Source organism: Pseudomonas wayambapalatensis (genome assembly GCF_049942315.1).
GTDB classification, from domain to species: domain Bacteria; phylum Pseudomonadota; class Gammaproteobacteria; order Pseudomonadales; family Pseudomonadaceae; genus Aquipseudomonas; species Aquipseudomonas wayambapalatensis.
Window position 1 is genome coordinate 1 of record NZ_JBNFMU010000058.1, and the last position, 19724, is coordinate 19724.

Annotated in this window: 18 protein-coding genes; 10 read left to right on the forward strand and 8 right to left on the reverse strand. The window is 63.1% G+C overall.

Annotation, left to right across the window (positions count from 1 at the left end; all coding sequences use genetic code 11):
• Positions 1-44: 44 nt before the first annotated feature.
• Both ACPZMI_RS01695 and ACPZMI_RS01700 read right to left on the reverse strand, forming a co-directional pair.
• On the reverse strand, positions 45-1592 hold the full coding sequence (locus ACPZMI_RS01695) for an AmpG family muropeptide MFS transporter (RefSeq protein ID WP_186667337.1): 1548 nt from the start codon (positions 1590-1592) through the stop codon (positions 45-47).
• Between the two features lie 43 nt (positions 1593-1635).
• Positions 1636-1989 carry an MGMT family protein gene (locus ACPZMI_RS01700; protein ID WP_426351561.1) on the reverse strand — a complete coding sequence of 118 codons (354 nt, stop codon included), beginning with the start codon at positions 1987-1989 and terminating at the stop codon, positions 1636-1638.
• A 153-nt stretch (positions 1990-2142) separates the two neighbouring features.
• On the opposite strand from ACPZMI_RS01700, the gene ACPZMI_RS01705 reads away from it, so the two are divergent.
• The 5 genes from ACPZMI_RS01705 (at position 2143) to groL (ending at position 6751) form a co-directional block, all read left to right on the forward strand.
• The gene (locus ACPZMI_RS01705; RefSeq protein WP_426351562.1) at positions 2143-3150 is read left to right on the forward strand and encodes a DUF481 domain-containing protein; all 1008 of its coding nucleotides are present in this window, start codon (positions 2143-2145) and stop codon (positions 3148-3150) included.
• A gap of 96 nt (positions 3151-3246) precedes the next feature.
• On the forward strand, positions 3247-3978 hold the full coding sequence (locus ACPZMI_RS01710; RefSeq protein ID WP_426351563.1) for a HugZ family pyridoxamine 5'-phosphate oxidase: 732 nt from the start codon (positions 3247-3249) through the stop codon (positions 3976-3978).
• A 65-nt stretch (positions 3979-4043) separates the two neighbouring features.
• The gene (locus ACPZMI_RS01715) at positions 4044-4505 is read left to right on the forward strand and encodes an FxsA family protein (protein WP_186667333.1); all 462 of its coding nucleotides are present in this window, start codon (positions 4044-4046) and stop codon (positions 4503-4505) included.
• A 264-nt stretch (positions 4506-4769) separates the two neighbouring features.
• Positions 4770-5063 carry a co-chaperone GroES gene (locus ACPZMI_RS01720; protein WP_029614823.1) on the forward strand — a complete coding sequence of 98 codons (294 nt, stop codon included), beginning with the start codon at positions 4770-4772 and terminating at the stop codon, positions 5061-5063.
• 44 nt (positions 5064-5107) lie between these two features.
• Complete coding sequence (groL, locus tag ACPZMI_RS01725) at positions 5108-6751, forward strand: chaperonin GroEL (RefSeq protein ID WP_186667332.1); 1644 nt, start codon at positions 5108-5110, stop codon at positions 6749-6751.
• Positions 6752-6833: 82 nt separating this feature from the next.
• On the opposite strand, the gene ACPZMI_RS01730 is transcribed toward groL, so the two are convergent.
• Positions 6834-7559: a phosphatase PAP2 family protein gene (locus ACPZMI_RS01730; RefSeq protein WP_426351564.1), complete on the reverse strand. Its 726-nt coding sequence runs from the start codon at positions 7557-7559 to the stop codon at positions 6834-6836.
• Positions 7560-7747: 188 nt separating this feature from the next.
• Between ACPZMI_RS01730 and colR the strand changes: the two genes are divergently transcribed.
• The 5 genes from colR to ACPZMI_RS01755 all read left to right on the forward strand — a co-directional run bounded on the left by colR (position 7748) and on the right by ACPZMI_RS01755 (position 11514).
• Entirely contained in the window at positions 7748-8431 is a 684-nt protein-coding gene (gene colR / locus ACPZMI_RS01735; protein WP_054893830.1) for a two-component system response regulator ColR, read from the forward strand.
• Positions 8421-9740, forward strand: a complete 1320-nt coding sequence (locus ACPZMI_RS01740) for a sensor histidine kinase (protein WP_426351565.1) — start codon at positions 8421-8423, stop codon at positions 9738-9740. The genes colR and ACPZMI_RS01740 overlap by 11 nt, the downstream gene beginning before the upstream one ends.
• A gap of 151 nt (positions 9741-9891) precedes the next feature.
• Positions 9892-10572: a class I SAM-dependent methyltransferase gene (locus tag ACPZMI_RS01745; RefSeq protein WP_112899077.1), complete on the forward strand. Its 681-nt coding sequence runs from the start codon at positions 9892-9894 to the stop codon at positions 10570-10572.
• 7 nt (positions 10573-10579) lie between these two features.
• Positions 10580-11281, forward strand: coding sequence for a lipopolysaccharide kinase InaA family protein (locus tag ACPZMI_RS01750; protein WP_426351566.1), 702 nt, complete (start codon positions 10580-10582; stop codon positions 11279-11281).
• Entirely contained in the window at positions 11278-11514 is a 237-nt protein-coding gene (locus ACPZMI_RS01755; RefSeq protein WP_288374684.1) for a hypothetical protein, read from the forward strand. Before ACPZMI_RS01750 ends, ACPZMI_RS01755 begins: the two co-directional genes overlap by 4 nt.
• A 47-nt stretch (positions 11515-11561) precedes the next feature.
• Here ACPZMI_RS01755 and ACPZMI_RS01760 read toward each other — a convergent pair whose 3' ends face one another.
• The 5 genes from ACPZMI_RS01760 to ACPZMI_RS01780 all read right to left on the reverse strand — a co-directional run bounded on the left by ACPZMI_RS01760 (position 11562) and on the right by ACPZMI_RS01780 (position 19607).
• Complete coding sequence (locus ACPZMI_RS01760) at positions 11562-14645, reverse strand: multidrug efflux RND transporter permease subunit (RefSeq protein ID WP_426351567.1); 3084 nt, start codon at positions 14643-14645, stop codon at positions 11562-11564.
• 13 nt (positions 14646-14658) lie between these two features.
• On the reverse strand, positions 14659-15789 hold the full coding sequence (locus ACPZMI_RS01765) for an efflux RND transporter periplasmic adaptor subunit (RefSeq protein ID WP_426351568.1): 1131 nt from the start codon (positions 15787-15789) through the stop codon (positions 14659-14661).
• Positions 15790-15996: 207 nt separating this feature from the next.
• The gene (locus tag ACPZMI_RS01770) at positions 15997-17094 is read right to left on the reverse strand and encodes a DUF1513 domain-containing protein (protein ID WP_186667326.1); all 1098 of its coding nucleotides are present in this window, start codon (positions 17092-17094) and stop codon (positions 15997-15999) included.
• Between the two features lie 2 nt (positions 17095-17096).
• Positions 17097-18161 carry an imelysin family protein gene (locus tag ACPZMI_RS01775; RefSeq protein ID WP_186667325.1) on the reverse strand — a complete coding sequence of 355 codons (1065 nt, stop codon included), beginning with the start codon at positions 18159-18161 and terminating at the stop codon, positions 17097-17099.
• 18 nt (positions 18162-18179) lie between these two features.
• The gene (locus tag ACPZMI_RS01780) at positions 18180-19607 is read right to left on the reverse strand and encodes a di-heme oxidoreductase family protein (RefSeq protein WP_426351569.1); all 1428 of its coding nucleotides are present in this window, start codon (positions 19605-19607) and stop codon (positions 18180-18182) included.
• Positions 19608-19724: the final 117 nt, after the last annotated feature.

The window sequence follows — 19724 nt, forward strand, 5'->3', positions numbered from 1 at the left end:
CGGTTCGGCGCCCCGACTTGCCCGCGAAAAGGACGACTCGATTGTCAGGGCTGCTCGGTCACCGAGCTTTCCGCCTGCGCCTGCTTGCCCCGTCCCACTTCCTGGCGCCAGTGCAGGGCGATCAGGATCAGTGTGGGGACACCTAGCAGGGCGGTGATCATGAAGAAGTTGTGATAGCCGAATTTCTCCACCATCACCCCCGAATAGCCGCCGATCAGCCGCGGCAGCAACAGCATGATCGAGCTGAGCAGCGCGTACTGGGTCGCCGAGAACTTCAGGTTGGTCAGGCTCGACAGGTAGGCGACGAACGCTGAGGTCGCCATGCCCGAGCTGAAGTTGTCCAGCGAGATGGTCACCACCAGCATTTCCAGGTTCGGCCCCATATCGGCCAGCATCACGAACAGGATGTTGGTGGCCGCAGAGGCCACGCCGCCGATGAACAGGATCGGCAATATACCGAAGCGCACGATCAGCAGACCGCCAACACCGGCGCCGACCAGGGTCATGATCAGGCCGAAGATCTTGCTGACGCTGGCGATCTGGTCCTTGGTGAAGCCCATGTCGATATAGAACACGTTGGCCATCACGCCCATCACGGTGTCCGACATCCGGTAGGTGGCAATCAGCCCCAGCAGCAGCAAGGCCTGCCAGCGGTAGCGGACGATGAAGTCGTTGACCGGCGTGAGCACCGGCGCCAGGCCGCGACGGCCCATGGAAGACAGGCAGGCCCAGGTCAGCAGTGCATAGAGGATCAGGCGCAGGAAGGCGCGGTCCTCGAGCAGCAGGTCGAGCATGGTCGAGTCGCCGAACACCACGCTGGCCCAGTCGGTGTTGAACATCTGGGTGAAGCTGGCAGGCACCGAGACCAGCAGGACGATCAGCACGAACACTGACACCAGTTGGTGCATCAGCCCGTAGCGTGCCGCTGACAGTTGGGTGCGCAGCGGCACCGCGGGCTCGCGCATCACCAGCGTGGTGAACAATGCCGGCAACATGAGGATGCCGAACAGCACGTAGGTACCGGTCCAGGCCTTGTGCAGGTAGCTGAAACCGGTGGAACCGAACCATTCGGCGAAGAACAGTGCACCTGCAGTAGCGAGCAGCGCGGCAACCCGGTAGCCAGCCATGTAGCTGGCGGCCAGGGCGGCCTGGCGCTGGTCGTCGGCGATTTCCAGGCGATAGGCGTCGACGGCGATGTCCTGGGTGGCCGAGGCGAAGGCTACCAGCACCGCGAGGGCGATCAGCCACGACAGGTGTTTCTGTGGGTCGCACAGCCCCATGCCGATCAGCCCGATGACGACCAGGACCTGCGACAGCAGCAGCCACGAGCGACGCCGTCCCATGCCGCCGAGCAGTGGCAGGCGCCATTGGTCGAGCAGGGGCGACCAGACCCATTTGAACGCGTAGGCCAGACCGATCAGGCTGGCGTAGCCGATGGTCTCACGGGCTACACCCGCCTCGCGCAACCAGACCGAGAGCGTGGAGAACACCAGCATGTAGGGCATGCCGGCGGCGAAGCCGAGCAACAAAAGCACCAGGGTAGACGGGCTGGCATAGGCAGCGAGCGCAGCGCGCCAGGTTTTACGGGGCATGGGCCAACATCTGCCTCAAGTTTGCGAAAACAAAGCGCGCACTCTAACCGCTGTGCTCCATTGCGCGCCAGCCATGGCGCGACATATCCACTCGATTATTGGCCACATTCACGCCCTCCGCGCGCAGCCTGGCGCGTTGTTCGTCGCCCGACGGCGTACCCAGTGGCAGGCTCAGGCGGCCACCGGCCCCGAGCACCCGATGCCACGGCAGGCGCGTGTCGGCCGGCAATTGCCCCAGGGTGCGGCCGACCCAGCGTGCGGCGCGGCCAAGACCCGCCAGTTCGGCGAGCTGGCCATAGCTGACGACCTTGCCTTCCGGAATCTGGCCCAGGACCGAATAAAGCGCCATTCGTCGGGCTTCGGGATCGTCCGGGTGCGGAATCGATTGATCAGACATCAGGCAATTCCTGATCTGAAGGTGGAAATAGACAAGTTGTTGTACGAAATGAGAATTGAACTCGTAGGCATAGGCCCGGTCTGTCCTTGCTCTGGTCGTGGGTATCCGGATAATGCCCGACTTTTTTTGTCCAACCGAACGCAAATTCTGCCTATGTATTCTAGAGCCTTGCTGTGCCTGTTCGCTGCTTCCCTCTCTGCGCCCGCGCTGGCTGACACCGTCTGGATGAAGAACGGTGATCGTCTGAGTGGCAAGATCAAGGTCTTCGACGGCGGCAAGCTGCTGCTGGAAACTCCCTATGGCGGCAGTATCGCGCTGGACTGGAAACAGGTTCAGACACTCGAGAGCGATCAGGAACTGCTGGTCAAACAGGATGCTTACTCGGGCGAGAGGGCCAAGTCGCTCAAGGCCGCCGAGCCTGGCAAGGTGACCCTGGCCAACGGTGAGGCGCCCAAGACCGTGGAGCTTGCCAGCATCGAGCAGATCATGAAGCCGCGCCCGCTGGTCGAGGACTTCCTGTGGAAAGGTAATGTCGACCTGGCGCTGGACTACAAGCGTGCCGAAAACGAAACCGATGACTACGATGTCAGCTTCAAGACCACCGCACGTCACGGTCGCTGGCGGCACAACGCCGAAGGCGAGTACAACCGCGAAACCAAGGATGACGTCACCACCACCAACAACTGGAGCGCCGAGTACGCGCTGGACCGTTTCCTCACCGAAAAATGGTTCTGGCAGGGACGTCTGGAATACAAGCGTGACCAGATCGAGAATCTGGCGCGCCAGCGTACCGTCGGTACTGGCCCGGGCTATCAGTTCTGGGACGACGAGCTGGGCGCGTTCTCGCTTGGTTCGCTGATCAACCGCACCGACTACGAATACCGCGACGGCGGCAAGGATAACTTCTATTCGGCAGCGGTGAAGTGGGACTACAACCGCTACCTGATCGGCAAGAAGGTCGAGTTCTTCACCACCGGGGAGCTGGGCAAGCCCTTCGGTTCGGTCGCCGATTACTCGCTGGATGCCGAGATGGGCCTGCGCTACAAGGTGACCGAGTGGGCCTCGCTCAACCTCAAGGCCGAGAAGGACCTGATCAAGGGCACCAGCGACAGCGACCTGGACAAGACCCGCTACACCGCAGGTTTCGGTGTGGCCTGGTAAGACCGCTCGCGTGGGGCTGTACAGCGCTCCTGTGGCAGGCGGCGGTGATAATGATTATCTTGTCACCCATCCAGTCCGCTGCCCCAGGAGTTTCCCGTGAGTACCAACGCCATCCGCCCCGCCCGGGAACTGCTGCTCGAAGAATACCGCGGCGTGCTCTCGACCCTGTCCAAGTCCATGCCCGGCTTCCCCTTCGGTTCGGTGGTGCCTTATTGCCTGGACGCCCAAGGACACCCGCTGATCCTCATCAGCCGTATCGCCCAGCACACCCATAACCTGCAGAAAGACCCCAAGTGCTCGCTGCTGGTGGGCGAGCGTGACGCCGAAGACGTGCAGGCGGTGGGCCGCCTGACAGTGATGGCCGAGGCGCGCAAGCTGACCGACCAAGCCGCCATCGAAGCGGCTGCTGCGCGCTACTACCGATACTTCCCGGATGCCAGCAACTACCACAAGGCCCACGATTTCGATTTCTGGGTGCTGGAACCTGTGCGCCATCGCTACATCGGTGGTTTCGGCGCAATCCACTGGCTCGACGAGGTCACCTTGGCCAATCCATTCGCTGGAGGCGCAGAAGCCAGCATGATCGAGCACATGAACAGCGATCATGCCAACGCCATCGCCCATTACGTCGAGCTCACCGGTCTGCCGCGCAGTGTACCGGCCGAGATGGTCGGCATCGACAGCGAGGGCATGCACCTGCGCATCGGCCAGGCAATTCACTGGCTGGCCTTCCCGAATACTTGCAATACGCCGACACAAGTGCGCGAGGCCTTGGTATTGCTGGCGCGCGCCGACCAGTGGCCGGCTGCGGCGAAAGTCGAGGGTTGAAATCGCGAGCAGTTGCATCCATCTGAGGTCTTATTGGAAGGTTCTCTTCCGTCGAGGAATCCTTGATGCGTGCTTTTCTACTGCTGTTCCTGATTTTTCCGGTGCTGGAGTTGTTCGTCTTCGTCAAAGTCAGCGCCGCCATCGGTTTCTTCCCGGCGCTGCTGCTGATCATCGCCGGTTCCGCCCTCGGCCTGCTGGTCATGCGCCTGGCAGGTCTTGCAACGGCGCTGCGCGCCCGTGAAAGCCTGCAGCGCGGCGAACTGCCCGCCGAGGACATGTTCCAGGGCCTGATGCTGGCTGTGGGTGGTGGCCTGCTGCTGCTGCCGGGTTTCATCAGCGACGTGCTGGGCCTGCTGTGCCTGTTGCCATTCACCCGTCATCTGGTGGCGCGCAAGTTGCGCCAACGGGCCGAGGCCCAGGCCACGCGCCAACGGGCGTTCCAGGATGATCCGTTCAACGGGCAGCCGCGCGATGGCGGCCATCGTCCGAACGTGATCGAGGGCGAGTACGAGCGCCGCGATAAATGATCGATAAATGACCCAGGGGGGGGGGCCGCTATGCGGCCCCTGCTTTTTTTCGGCCTGTGTACACAGATTAAAAAAATTCCATGGCAAGCCTTGTAATCGAATCGGGCGGCCTCATGTATGTGTCACCGCAAGGTTTCTGGTGGCGACACCAGACATGACACGCGGGGTTCGCAGGCCGCGAGCCCCCACCGGCAACGCCGGATAGCCTCAACCCGCCGGTGTCGACACCGGCCGATGAAAACCACAATTTGGGAGAGATCGACAATGAAGCTTCGTCCTCTGCATGACCGCGTCGTCATCCGTCGCAGCGAAGAAGAATCGAAAACCGCTGGCGGTATCGTCCTGCCGGGTTCGGCCGCTGAAAAACCAAACCGCGGCGAAGTCGTCGCCGTTGGCACCGGTCGCGTCCTGGACAACGGCGAAGTGCGCGCGCTGGCCGTGAAAGTGGGTGACAAAGTGGTTTTCGGCCCTTACTCGGGCAGCAACACCGTGAAAGTCGATGGCGAAGACCTGCTGGTGATGGCCGAGAACGAAATCCTCGCCGTCATCGAAGGCTGATTTCCCCGATTTCCCTGCTAAAGAATTCCAAGGATTAAACGATCATGGCTGCTAAAGACGTAAAATTCGGCGATTCCGCCCGCAAGAAAATGCTCGTTGGTGTCAACGTTCTGGCTGACGCTGTCAAGGCTACCCTGGGCCCGAAAGGCCGTAACGTTGTCCTGGCCAAGAGCTTCGGCGCTCCAACCATCACCAAAGACGGTGTTTCGGTTGCCAAGGAAATCGAACTGAAGGACGCCTTCGAGAACATGGGCGCCCAGCTGGTCAAGGAAGTTGCTTCCAAGGCCAACGATGCTGCCGGCGACGGCACCACCACCGCTACCGTTCTGGCTCAGGCCATCGTCAACGAAGGCCTGAAGGCCGTCGCTGCCGGCATGAACCCGATGGACCTCAAGCGCGGTATCGACAAGGCCACCGCTGCCGTCGTCGCCGAGCTGAAGAACCTGTCCAAGCCATGCGCCGACTCCAAGGCCATCGCTCAGGTCGGCACCATCTCTGCCAACTCCGACAGCTCCATCGGTGAAATCATCGCCGAAGCCATGGAAAAAGTCGGTAAAGAAGGCGTGATCACCGTTGAAGAAGGCTCGGGCCTGGAAAACGAACTGTCCGTCGTAGAAGGCATGCAGTTCGACCGTGGCTACCTGTCGCCGTACTTCATCAACAAGCCTGACACCATGGTTGCCGAGCTCGAAAGCCCGCTGCTGCTGCTGGTCGACAAGAAGATCTCGAACATCCGCGAACTGCTGCCGGTTCTTGAAGCCGTCGCCAAGTCGGGCCGTCCGCTGCTGATCGTCGCCGAAGACGTCGAAGGCGAAGCCCTGGCTACTCTGGTGGTCAACAACATGCGCGGCATCGTCAAGGTTGCTGCGGTCAAGGCCCCAGGCTTTGGCGACCGCCGCAAGGCCATGCTGCAGGACATCGCCGTCCTGACCGGCGGCCAGGTCATCTCCGAGGAAATCGGCCTGACCCTGGAAACCACCACCCTGGAGCACCTGGGCAACGCCAAGCGCGTCATCCTGTCCAAGGAAAACACCACCATCATCGACGGTGCTGGCGTTGACGCCGACATCGAAGCACGCGTCAAGCAGATCCGTGCCCAGATCGAAGAGACTTCCTCGGACTACGACCGTGAGAAGCTGCAAGAGCGTCTGGCCAAGCTGGCTGGCGGTGTTGCCGTGATCAAGGTCGGTGCTGGCACCGAAGTCGAGATGAAAGAGAAGAAAGCCCGCGTTGAAGACGCCCTGCACGCTACCCGTGCAGCCGTTGAAGAAGGCGTGGTGCCTGGCGGTGGTGTTGCCCTGGTTCGCGCCCTGGCAGCCATTGCCGAGCTCAAAGGCGACAACGAAGACCAGAACGTCGGTATCTCCCTGCTGCGTCGCGCTGTCGAAGCGCCGCTGCGTCAGATCACTGCCAACGCCGGCGACGAGCCAAGCGTTGTGGCCGACAAGGTCAAGCAGGGTTCGGGCAACTACGGCTACAACGCCGCGACCGGCGAGTACGGCGACATGATCGAGATGGGCATCCTGGACCCAGCCAAGGTCACCCGTTCGGCGCTGCAAGCCGCTGCTTCGATCGGTGGTCTGATGATCACCACCGAGGCCATGGTTGCTGACCTGCCGGAAGACAAGCCAGCTGCTGGCGGCATGCCAGACATGGGCGGCATGGGTGGCATGGGCGGCATGATGTAAGCCAGCCCTGGCCCCTAGCTGCATGAAAAAGCCCCGCCTTGTGCGGGGCTTTTTCATGGGCGCTTGTCAGACCTGCGTCGACTCAGGCAATGCCGCGCTCAGCCACGGTCAGCCGCGCCATTCCCCTGCGATAGAGCACCAGGTAATAGCAGCCCAATCCGATCAACCAGCAGAACACTGCGGTCCAGACGTTGTGCGAGAGAAAGTGCGCGCCCTGCATCATCCGGCCTATCGACAGCACCACCCCGACACCCGCCGCGAGGGCAAAGGCACCACGCGCCAGGCGAGGCTTGCGGTCACGCAGCACGAAGAACAATGCGAACAGGCTGAAACCGGTCGCTGCATGGCCGCCGGGCCAGCAGAGCCCTGGTTTGTCGGTCGCTGGTCGTGCTTCGAGCAGTTTGCTGTAGGTTTCCTTGCCGCCAAACTGGGTCAGGCTCCAAGGGCACTGTACTGCAGTCAGTTGCTTTAGCGGCGTGACAAACCCCGTGGACAGGCCCAGGGCCAGCACCAGGCAACCCAGTTCGCGACGCCAGTTACCCAGCCGTGACCAGAAGAAACTGGCGATGAACGCCACCACCGCCAGCAGCCCGACACCGATCACCGCCTGCTTGACGCGGTCATGCAGGATGGTCTCGAGGAAGTAGCTATGGCGCCCGATGAACTGACCCACCGACGGATCGAACATCAGGTTGGCCACGTCCATGTCCAGCGATGTGGCCTCGAGCAGCAGCAGAACCAGCGCGGTAGCCAGGGGGATGCCAAGGTACAGCCAGGGGTTGATCGGGCGGGGGCGGGCGGTGTGCATGAAGGCTCCACAGGCAAGGGGAAGGCATGAAGGATCGGGCATTTTCGGTCCGTTGCTATGCTGTGTGCGTGAAGGATCAGTGAAAAAAGCGTCAGTTGCGCTGTTTTTCCACCAAGGCTGGCGATGCCTGGCCAATGGCCGTAAGCTGCGCCTGCCGCGCACAGCGAAGCGCCGCACAGGAGACCCCGATGCGCATTCTACTGGTTGAAGACAACCGCGATATCCTCGCCAACCTGGCTGATTACCTGGGCATGAAAGGCTATACCGTCGACTGTGCCCAGGACGGCCTGTCGGGCCTGCACCTGGCCGCGACCGAACACTATGACCTGATCGTCCTCGATATCATGCTGCCCGGTATCGATGGCTACACCCTGTGCAAGCGCCTGCGCGAAGACGCCCGCCGCGACACCCCGGTGATCATGCTGACCGCCCGCGACCAGCTTGACGATCGCCTGCAGGGCTTCCGCTCGGGGGCCGACGATTACCTGCTCAAGCCTTTCGCCCTGTCCGAGTTGGCCGCGCGCATCGAGGCGGTACTGCGTCGCGCCCAGGGCGGTGGTCGGCGTACGCTGCAGGTTGCAGACCTGAGCTACGACCTCGACACGCTGGAAGTCACCCGTCAGGGCAAACTGCTCAAACTCAACCCGGTCGGCCTGAAGTTGCTGGCGGTGCTGATGCAGAAGAGCCCGCACGTGCTGCGCCGCGAAGTGCTCGAAGAAGCCCTGTGGGGCGACGACTGCCCCGATAGCGACAGCTTGCGCAGCCATGTCCATCAACTGCGCCAGGTGATCGACAAACCGTTCGAAAAGCCCCTGCTGCATACCGTCCATGGCGTCGGCTATCGCCTCGCCGAGGGTCGCGATGGAGTTTAAGCAGAGCCTTGCCCAACGCATCATCATTGCCTTTGCACTGATGAGCGCACTGGTTGCCGGTGCGTTTGCCTTCGGTATCGTCGCCACTGTTCACCTGGTCGAAGAGCGTCTGATTTCCTCGGTGCTGGGGGGCGATCTGCAGCGCCTGCTGCGCATGGACAGCGTCAGTGACTGGAGCCATCGCCCGCGCCCTGACCAGTTGTTCTACTTCAGCGGTGGTCGCGATGATTTCGAGTTGCCCAAGGACCTGCGGCATCTCGATGCGGGGTTCCACGAAGTGTTCCGTGACCAGCTCTCCTACCACGCCATGGTCGAGGTCGTGGACGGTCGTCGCTATGTACTGTTGCAGGACCAGAGCGATTTCGAGGAGCGCGAGCGGGTGCTGTTCGCCGTGGTGGTCGTGGGCTTCCTGCTCAGCCTGGTGCTGGCGGCCTTCCTTGGCTGGTTGCTGGCGCGACGGGTCATGGCGCCAGTGATTCGCCTGGCGCGGCAAGTCCGCCATCGTGACCAGTTGCTCGGGTTGGCGCCGCCGCTGGCGCCGGACTATGCCGCCGACGAAGTGGGGCAGTTGGCGGTGGCTTTCGACGACACCCTGGGCCGCTTGCGCGATGCGCTGACCCGCGAGCGACTGTTCACCAGCGATGTCAGCCATGAACTGCGCACCCCACTGATGGTGCTGGCAACCTCCTGCGAACTGCTGATGGAGAACACCGGCCTGGACAGCCGGTCACGTGCCCAGGTGGAACGGATTGCCCGCGCCACCGAGGAGATGCGCGAGCTGGTCAAGACCTTCCTCATGCTGGCCCGGGCCCAGCGTGACGAAGGCGCGGTGGCCTCGAGGGCCAGCCTGCGCGAGGTGGCTGATGACCTGATCGGCGTCTGGCGCGATACCATCGAGCAGAAGGGCCTGACGCTTTACTACGATGGCCGTGTCAGTGCCAGCCCGACCTTGTATAACGCCACCTTCCTGCAATCGGTGATGGGCAACCTGCTGCGCAACGCAGCGCATTACACCGATACCGGTTATATCCGCCTGAGCCTGGAGGCTCATGGTTTCAGTGTCGAAGACAGTGGCGTGGGCATTCCCGAGGAACAGCGCGAGGCAATGTTCAAACCTTTCGTGCGCGGTGACGAGCGGCGTGGCGAAGGGCTCGGCCTGGGGCTTTCGCTGGTGCAGCGGATCTGTGACGACCAAGGCTGGCGCGTGACCCTGACCGCCACCTCGCCCCACGGCTGCCGCTTCCAGGTGGACCTGAGCCAGGGCACCGCGCTGTCGCATGAGCAGGAAACCGATGCCACGTTGCAGTAGAAATCGGGGCAGTACTACGGCCCCGATACAGAATGTTGTGTAATGCTTCGTAAGAATTAACCCTTTCGTGTGACAGTTTTTTCACATGGCGATGACCTGATGCCAACGCTTGCCCACCTAATGTGGTCGGCATTGAGTCAGGAGATGTCCCATGCGTAGCCCTATCAAACTCGAGTTTTCCGAAAAGTACGATCAGCAGCACGCCCGTGAGTACTTCATCAAGCATCAGGATGGCCTGGCCCGTCGCCTTTCCCACACCCGTGACGAGCAGCTTGCTCGCCGCGCCCTGACGCTCGCCGGTGAGCCGGGCCTGGTACTCGACCTGCCATGCGGCGCCGGCCGTTTCTGGCCTTTGCTGGCAGAAAAACCCAACCGCGTGATCATTGGCGCCGACAATTCCGCCGCGATGATCGAGACAGCCTGTGCGTCGCAACCGCCAGCCGTGGTCGAGCGGGTACGCCCCTTGCAGACCTCAGCCTTTGCCATCGACCTGCCGGACAACTCGGTAGACAGCATTTTCTGCATGCGATTGTTCCACCACATCGGTGATCCGGCCCATCGCAAGACAATTCTTTCTGAATTTCAAAGAGTTAGCCGCGATAGTGTGATCCTGTCGTTGTGGGTGGATGGCAATTTCAAGGCATGGCGTCGCAAGAAGCTCGAACAACGACGCAGCGCCAAGGCGGAGCAGGACAGTTACCAGAATCGCTTTGTGTTACCTGCTGCTACGGTTGAAGAAGAATTTGTGACAGCAGGCTTCAGGATTCAGGAACGTCTCGACTTCCTGCCGTTCTATGCCATGTGGCGAGTCTATGTATTGCGAAAGGGGTGAGGGATCCATGGCAACAACTCAGGGGCAGGTGTCGCAATTCGACTTCTACTGGCAACAGCAGGGGGAATGGGTCGAGGAGCCCAATCAGCGACGTGGCGGCGAAAGTGGCGTGCAACGCCTGGATGATGGCAACGGCCACCTGCTCTATGCCAAGCGCCAGGTCGGGCACATCTACCGCAGCCTGCTGCATCCTTTTGGTCGGCCCACGGTGTTGCGAGAGCTGGACGCCCTGAACAGTTTCGAGCAGTTGGGGGTTCGGGTGCCGCGCATCGTCTTTGCTGGTGCCGAGCGCGACGCCGAGCACCAATGGCGGGCACTGCTGGTCAGTGAAGCGCTGGATGGATTCGTCGATCTCGACACCTGGCTCGCCCAGGGCGCCCGTGAGCATTACCCGCAGGTGCTGCATGAGCGCATGCTCAAGGACCTGGCTGACAATCTGGCGCGGATGCATCTGGGCCACTGGCAGCACGGCTGCCTGTACGGCAAGCATGTGTTCGTCAAGGTGAGCGGCGAAGGCGAGCAGGCGCGGGCCGAAGTGGCTCTGCTTGACCTGGAGAAGTGCCGCCGCCGCATCAGTTGCCAGCGCGCTGCCTACAACGATCTGCGTCAGCTGCGCCGCCATTCGTCGTTCAATGAAGCGGAGTGGCAAACCTTGCTCTACTTTTATGAGAGGGCGTTTGGCAGCGCTGTCAAAGGGTTAGGTCGATGAAACTAGAATTAGCTCGAGCTTTGTTCCTGGTGGCCGCGCTTGGCGTGACCAGCGTGGCCGTGGCGGCCTGGGAGGTGCCACGGCCGACCGTGTTCAGCAAGAGCGACGCGGCGGGGCAGTGTGCCACACCGCGGGTGACAAAGCCGGAGCAGGCGCAGGCCCAGGCTCAGCCGGATCATGACCTGCTGTTGTTCCTGTTTGGGATGCGCCAGGGGCTGCGGCCGTTTGGTTGAGCCATCGAACACAAGGCCCCGCAGAAGCGGGGCCTTGTTGTTTCTGGCTAATGGGTTTGTCGTCTTTCCGGGCGTGGGGTTGTGCCGTCCATCCCTTGGCGCTCGTCCGCCACCGTCCGATGCGCCAGCAAGGTGTACACGCAGGGTAGTACGAACAAGGTAAACAGCGTGCCGATCGACATGCCGGTGGCAATCACGATACCGATGTCGAACCGGCTCACTGCGCCGGCACCCGTCGCCAGGATCAGTGGCACCATGCCGAATACCATTGCAGCGGTGGTCATCAGCACCGGCCGTAGACGGATCGCCGCGGCTTCCTCGATCGCCTCGCGCACCCCCAGGCCCTTTTCCTCGCGCAGCTGGTTGGCGAACTCGACGATCAGGATGCCGTGCTTGCTGATCAGCCCGATCAATGTCACCAGCCCGACCTGGGTGTAGATGTTCATGCTCGAGACGCCGAGAAACAGCGGCAGCAGTGCGCCACAGATCGACAGCGGCACGGTCACCAGAATCACCAGTGGATCGCGGAAGCTTTCGAACTGTGCGGCCAGCACCAGGAAGATGATCGCCAGGGCCAGACCGAAGGTCACCCACAGGGCACTGCCTTCCTGGACGAACTGCCGCGCGGCGCCGGCATAGTCGAAGGCAAAGCCCTCCGGCGCCTCCTCGCGGGCGATGTTGCGGATGGTATCCAGCGCCTCGCCCATGCTGACCATAGGTACGCCCTGGATGATCGCCGAGTTCAACTGCTGGAACTGGTTGAGCTGGCGTGGTCGGGCACGTTCGCTGAGGGTGATCAGGGTCGACAGGGGCAATAACTGGCCCTGATCGTTCTTCACGTAATAGTTGTTCAGCCAGCCGGCGTTGTCGCGGTAGGCCCGTTCGACCTGGGCGATCACCTTGTAGCTGCGCCCTTCGAGGGTGAAACGGTTGATCTCCGCCTCGCCCAGCAGGGTGGCCAGCGTTCCACCGAGGGTGTCCATCGACACCCCCATCTGCGCCGCCTTGGCCCGGTCGATATCGACCACCACTTCGGGCTTGTCGAAGGCCAGGTCGATGTCGAGGAAGGCGAACTTGCCCGAGGCCTGGGCGCGCTCCTTGACGCGCTGGGCCACCTCCAGCAGGGCAGGGTAGTCGCCTGCGGTGTTGAGCACGAACTGGAACGGCAGGCCTTCGCCAGTACCCGGCAACGATGGCAGGTTGAAGCCGAAGATCTGCAGCCCGCCGATGTCCTCGAGCTTGGCCTGCACCAGCGGCAGCAGTTGCATCTGCGTACGTTCGCGCTCGTTCCAGGGCTTGAGCAGAAAGCCGCCAATGCCGCTTTGTACCCCATTGAAACCGTTGATCTGGAACGAGGAGTAATACTCGGGGAAGGTCTTGAACAGTGGTGTGAAACGGTCGGTATAGGCGTTGAGGTAATCCAGGTTGGCCGGCTGCGGCGAGCTGCTCATCATGAAGATCACCCCCTGGTCTTCGTTGGGCGCCAGCTCGTTCTGGGTGAACTTGAGCAGTACCGGGATCAGGCACAGGATGATCACGGCGAAGACGATGACCACCGGGCGGCTGTCGAGGGTGCCGTGCAGCAGGCGTTGGTAACGCACTTTCAGGCGCTCGAAGATCTGGTCCAGGCGATGGGCCAGGCCTTTCTCGCTCTGCTCGGGGCGCAGCAGCAGGGCGCACATCATCGGTGACAGAGTCAGGGCCACGATTCCGGAGATCACCACCGCACCCGCCAGGGTCAGGGCGAACTCCTTGAACAGCGCGCCGGTCAGCCCGGTGAGGAAGCCGATCGGTGCGTATACCGCCGCCAGGGTGATGGTCATCGACACCACCGGCATGGCGATTTCCCGCGCGCCTTCGAGGGCGGCTTCGAACGGCGTCTTGCCCTCCTCGATATGGCGGTGGATGTTCTCCACCACGACGATCGCGTCGTCCACCACCAGGCCGATGGCCAGCACCATGGCCAGCAAGGTCAGCAGGTTCAGCGAATACCCCATCATCTGCATGAAGAACAGCACGCCGATCATCGACAGCGGGATGGTGATCACCGGGATCAGCACCGAGCGCAGCGCACCGAGGAACAGGAACACCACGACGATGACGATCAGCACCGCTTCGCCGAGGGTCTTGATCACTTCATCGATGGAAGCCTGGATGAACAGCGTGGCGTCGTAGGCGATGGAGACTTTCAGTGCCGAGGGCAACTGGCTTTGCAGGTCCGGCATGATTCGCCGCACCTCCTTGATCACCTCCAGCGGGTTGGCCGAAGGCGTGGCCTTTATGCCGATATAGACAGACGGGATGCCGTCGAAGGAACTGACCGTGTCGTAGTTCTCCGCGCCCATCTCGATGCGCGCCACATCGCCGAGCAGCACACGACTGTCGCCGACGGTCTTGACCGGCAGGGCGGCGAAGGCTTCGGCGGACTTCAGTTCGGTGGTGGCATTGACGCTGGTGACCACGTATTCGCCCTTCACCTCGCCGGCGGCAGCCAGGAAGTTGTAGCGGCGCACCGCGCTGGTCACGTCGGTGGCTGAAAGGCCGAACCCGGCCAGCTTCACCGGGTCGACCCAGATGCGCATGGCGAACACCTGGTTGCCGAGGATTTCGGCTTCGGCCATGCCCGGCAGGGTCGCAAGCTTGGGCTGGATGACCCGTGACAGGTAGTCGGTGATCTGCGGGTTGCTCATCTCGCTGCTGTAGAAGCTGATGTACATCAGCGCCGAGGCATCGGCGGCTTCCTTGCTCAGGACCGGGTCTTCGGAGTCCTGCGGCAGCTTGTTGCGCACCTCGTTGGCCTTGGCCAGCAGTTGGGTGAACAGGCGATCCGTGTCGGCACCGATGCGCGCGTAGACCGAGATCACCGAAAAGTTCTGACGGCTCACCGAGGTCATGTAGTCGATGCCGTCGGCGCTGGCCAGGCTCTGCTGCAGCGGTTGGGTGATGTAGCCCTGAATGGTCTCGGCGTTGGCACCGGGGTAGGCGGTGGTTACCGTGATCAGGGCGTTTTCCATCTGCGGGTACTGGCGGATCTGTAGCTTGCTCCAGGCCTGGAAGCCGAGCAGCAGGATCAGCAGGCTGACCACGCTGGCGAGCACGGGGCGGCGGATGAACGGGTCGGTGAATGCCATGCCAGCCTCCGCGTCAGTGGGGGGCCGCCGCGCCTTGGGCGTCGGCGGGCGACAGGGGCGGGTCCTGACTGATGCGTATCGCAGCGCCCGGGCTGAGCTTGAGCTGTCCGGCGGTGACCACCTGTTCGCCAGCCTGCAGCCCCTTGCGCACCACCACCACGCCATCGCGGCGCTCGCCGGTCTGTACGGTGCGCTGCTCGGCGACCAGATGTGCCTGGCCGTCGTCGGCCTTCTTCTCGCCGACCACATACACCGAGTTGCCGTAGAGGGTGTAAGTGATCGCGCTCTCCGGCACCACCACCTGCAATTGCGGATCGGGTAGCAATACCAGCAAGCTGGCGAACATGCCCGGTAGCAGCTTGCCATCCGGGTTGGCCAGGGTGGCGCGCAGCAGCAGGTTGCGCGTGCTTTCCTCGACCTTGGGGTTGATTGCGCTGAGGCGGGCAGGGAAGGTCTGGCCGGGGAAAGCCGCCACCTGCACCAGCACCTGCTGGTCGAGGGACAACTGTGGCAGTGCCTGTTCGGGCACGTTGAAGTCGACGTAGAGGCTGGAAAGGTCCTGCAGCGTGGCAATCACCGTGCCGCTGGCCAGATAGTCGCCGACATCCACCTGGCGAATGCCGATGGTGCCGCTGAACGGCGCCTTCATGCTTTTTTTGGCCAGCGAGGCCTTGAGCTGTTCGACCACGGCCTGGTTGCGCCGGTACTGGGCGGTGAGGCGGTCGAACTCACCGCGGGAGATGGCCGAGTCGCCTACCAACTGGCTGCCGCGGCCGAAATCGACCTTGGCCAGGCCCAGGTCGGCCTGGGCGGTGCCCAGCAGCGCGGCCTCCTGTTCGCTGTCCAGTTCGAGCAGCAGTTGCCCGACCTTGACCTGTTGCCCGGAATCGAAATGCAGGCGCTTGACCGTCCCTGCCACTTCCAGGCTGAGCTCGACGCCCTGCAGCGCCTTGAGGCTGCCGACCGCGGGCAGGCGCTCCTGCCACTGGCGTTGTTCGGCCTTGGCGGCGGCGACGCTGATCGCGGGTTTGGGGGCGGAAAAGACCTGGATCTGGCGGTAGATCGAAAAGGCCTTGATGCCCCCCAGGGCGAGCACGATCAGCAGCACCACGGCCAACATGATCAGCATGCGGCGGCGTAGCATGGTCCGGTTCCTTGGATGTGATTGTTATGGGTATGGCACGAACACGGGCGTTCCTGCCCACGTGCGGATGAAGGGAAGTATTGACTGTTTTTCGGGAAGTGGGAGATCTATCGACTGGGCAGGTCGAGCCTGCTCCCACTACCCGTGGATGCCGGGCCTGTGGGAGCGGGCTCGTCCCGCGATAGGGCCGGTGTGGCCAGTGCTGAATCAGACCAGATGCAGGTGATTGTCCCACAGCCCGGACGGCAGGTTCATCGGCTGCCCGACCAGCTCGGCCTTGCGGCAGTCGTAATAGCGGCAGCGCCCCTGCCCGGAGGTGACGACGAAGCCGTCCTTGACCGCGCCGACCCCGGCGCAGTCGGGCATCGGTGCATCGAGCTTCACCGCGCCGCTGTCCAGGTCCCAGATGAACAGGCGGTTGGCCCGCGGTGCAGTCAGTGCCACCAGGCGCAGGTCACTGTGCACGGCGACGCTGGCGGTGTACTGGGCCATGGACTGCAACTGATGCTCCGGCACCGGGAACGGCTTGAATGCCTCGCCCGGGCGTTTGATCGCCAGCAGTTCGGCGGTTTCTTCAGAACCTCCCATGAACTGCTGGCAGGCAAGGACGGTGCCGTCGTTGCCCACCGCGAGATGGCGCACGCTGTTCATCTGCTGGGCCAGCGTCTCCTTGCTAAGCAGCGTGCCATCACGCTGCATCAGCACCAGGCTCGGCTCCATGGCGTCGAGGTTCATCTCTACCCGGCTTTCGGCCTCGGTGCGGATGCCACCGTTGGCCACCACCAGGGTTTCGCCGTCGGGCATCCAGGCCACCTCATGGGGGCCGACGCCATGGGTGGAGATCTCTCCGCTGTGTACCAGGCGCTGACCCTCGAAGCGGTAGACGCCGAGCACCCCGCGCCCGGGGTCGGTGGTGTCGTTTTCGGTGGCGTATAGCCATTCGCCATCCTTGTGGATGACCGCATGGCCGTAGAAGTGCCGGTTCGGTTGCGAGGTGAGCGTCTGCAGCAGACGCCCGTCGCGCAGGTCGATCAGGTAGCTTTCGGTACCCGGGCGACGGGCGACGAACAGGGCGATCGGCTGCTCGGGGTGATGGATGATCGCATGGCAACGCTGGGCCACCTGGGTGGCGAACACCTGGGTACCGTCGAGGCGGTAGCCTACGGCATGGTGGCCGCCATCGGCATCGTCACGCGCCGACAGCAGCAGGGGCTCGCTGCCCTTGTTGCGCAGCAGGGTCCAGCCGCCGAGCGTCAGGGCGCTGAGCAGCACGCTACCGAGTTTGAGGGCCTGGCGTCGCAGCATGATCAGTCACCGTCGTTGGCATTGAAGCCCAGCTGGATGTTCAACGCCTTGGCCAGCTCACCTTCGTGCAGGCGATGGACGACGTTGAGGCTGTCGTAGATCTGGTTGAGGGTCTGTTTGCCGGCATCGTCGGCGAGCAGTTCGCCCAGGGTCTTCTGGTTGTCGGCCAGCAGTTTGGCAGCCGTGGCGTAGGCATCGTCGATCTTTTGCGCCAGCGCGCTCTGATCCTTGCCCAGCAAACCGCGCAGGCCTTTGTTGTCGACGCCGGTCCAGACGGCTTCGGCAGCCTTGAGCGAAGCCTCCAGGCTCTTGAGCGAGGAGTGGCTGCGCCAGGCTTCGGCCTGCAGGGGCTGAGGGATGCCCTTGCTCTGACGGCCCATGGGGGCGCCGAGTTTCTTCTTCAGCGTGTCCAGGGCGGTAACCTGCGCGCGCAGCAGGTCGGCGATCGCTTCATGCGAATCGGCGTAGCGCTGGTTGGGGAACTTGGTCATCTGCGACAGCATGCCATCGGTGCTGTTCCAGCTCTTGAGAATGTCTTCGGCCAGGGCTTTCTGGTGTTCGGCGATGGCCACCAGCAGCGGGCAGTAGCGGGCTTTCTGCTCGGCGGTGGCGATGTCCGGCTTGCTGTCGAAGAGGATGTACTCGTAGGCCGACAGGCCACGGACCACGACGCTGGCCTTGCCGAGAGCATCGGCATCGACCGGCTTGTCGCCGCTGACCAGTTGCTCGACCTGGCGACCGACCAGGTTCTTCTTGTCGGGCCAGAACTGCACTTGCCAGGCGCGGTTGCCTTCGGCCAATGGGCCGACCAGCAGCGGCTGCAGTTCGGCCCAGGCCTTCTGCGCGTTGAGGAAGTCGGCGCGGGCGGTGTCCAGGCTCTGCTTGCCTTCGCAATAGGCCAGGGCGCTGGCGGCCAGTTGGCGGTCGGCCTCGACCCAGCGGCTGTAGGTCGGCAGGATCACCTGCTGGGCGATGGCGGCGGAGGTCACCGCCTGCTGGTCCTGCGGCGAGCAGGCGCCCAGGGCGATGGCGGCGAGGCTGGTGAACAACAGTTTGGGTCGGAACATGCCCGGCTCCTTGCGCGTTTAAAGTGAGTTCAGGAAAGCCAGCAGCGCGGCGCGTTGCTCGGCATTGAAGGTCAGTACGTGACGGCGTGCAGCCTCGGCTTCGCCACCGTGCCAGAGCACGGCCTCGAGCAGGTTGCGGGCGCGACCGTCATGGAGGAACTGGGTGTGGCCGCTGACGGTTTCGGTCAGGCCGATACCCCACAGCGGCGGGGTGCGCCAATCCTGGCCACCGGCGGCGAACTCGCTGCGGTTGTCGGCCAGGCCCGGACCCATGTCGTGCAGCAGCAGGTCGCTGTAGGGGCGGATCACCTGGTTGGCCAGTTCTGGCTCGACGTTGTCGCTACCGGTGGTGAACTGCGGTGTGTGGCAGCCCTGGCAGCCCGCCTGGAAGAACAGGTTCTTGCCGGCCAGCACCTGCGGCGAATTCACCTCGCGGCGTGCAGGCACCGCCAGGTTGCGGGTGTAGAACGTCACCAGGCGCAGGATGTTGTCGCTGACTTCCTTTTCGCCGTTGTCACCGTCACCGTTGGGCGCGGCGCGGCATTCGACCTGCGCCGGCGTGCAATCGTCCTCGGGTTTGAGCGTGCTGGTCAGGCCCATGTCGCCAGCGAAGGCGTGGACGTTCTGCTGGTTGACGTTGGGCTGCCCGGCTTTCCAGCCGAAGCGGCCGACCACGGTCTTGCCCTGGGCATCGTCCCAGACCCGGTTGGCGCGGCCGCGGATGCCGTCGTTGTTGCGATCATCCGGGTCTTCGTTGGCCAAAAGCGCAGCCTCCGGGATGGCCTCGAGCAGTCCGAGGCCGATCATGGGCGGGGCGACGCGGGCGGAGATGCGTGTGTCCGGGTGCATCGGGCCGTAGCCGAGCTGGGTGATCTCCACGGTCGGGCGGCGCAGTTCGACCTGGTGGCCATCGTTGAACCTGACCGTTTCGTGCTCATAGCTGACCCGCACCTTGCCTTCCGGCGGCACGCCTGGGATCGACATGTCTTGCAGTTGCGTGCCGTAGACCGGCTCGGGAACCACGCCGAGGCGCTCGATTTCCTTGACGAACTGCGGCTGGTCGGGGATCGACAGGCGCACCAGCATGGAGACGGCATTGCGGGCGTCGGCCTCAGGCGGATGACCACGGCCGTCGCGGATGTGGCAGTTCTGGCAGGCGTTGGTGTTGAACAGCGGGCCCAGGCCATCGCGGGCAGTGGTGGTCGAAGGCGCGATCACCCAGGGGCTGCGGAAGAAGCTGTTGCCGACGCTGAAGTCCAGGCGTCGCTCGGGCGTGAGGTTGGCCGAGGGCATCGAGAAGGCGTTGCGGTCGCTGCGCAGGATCGTCGCCTTGCCGCCGGACAGCGCTTCGCCGGGCTCGGCCTGGGTGAAACGCGGAGCGTCGTCACAGGCGGCCAGGACGGTGACCAGCAGCAGAAGTGGGAGTCGGGACAGCGACGAGGACATCGAGAATCCTGGGCGTGAGCGAAAAACCGGCGTGCAAGCTTAGCAAAATGGGGATGTTTGAATAAGAGCAATTTGCAATTGCCTGCTGAATCCGCTGGCGACCCCTTCGCGGGGAAG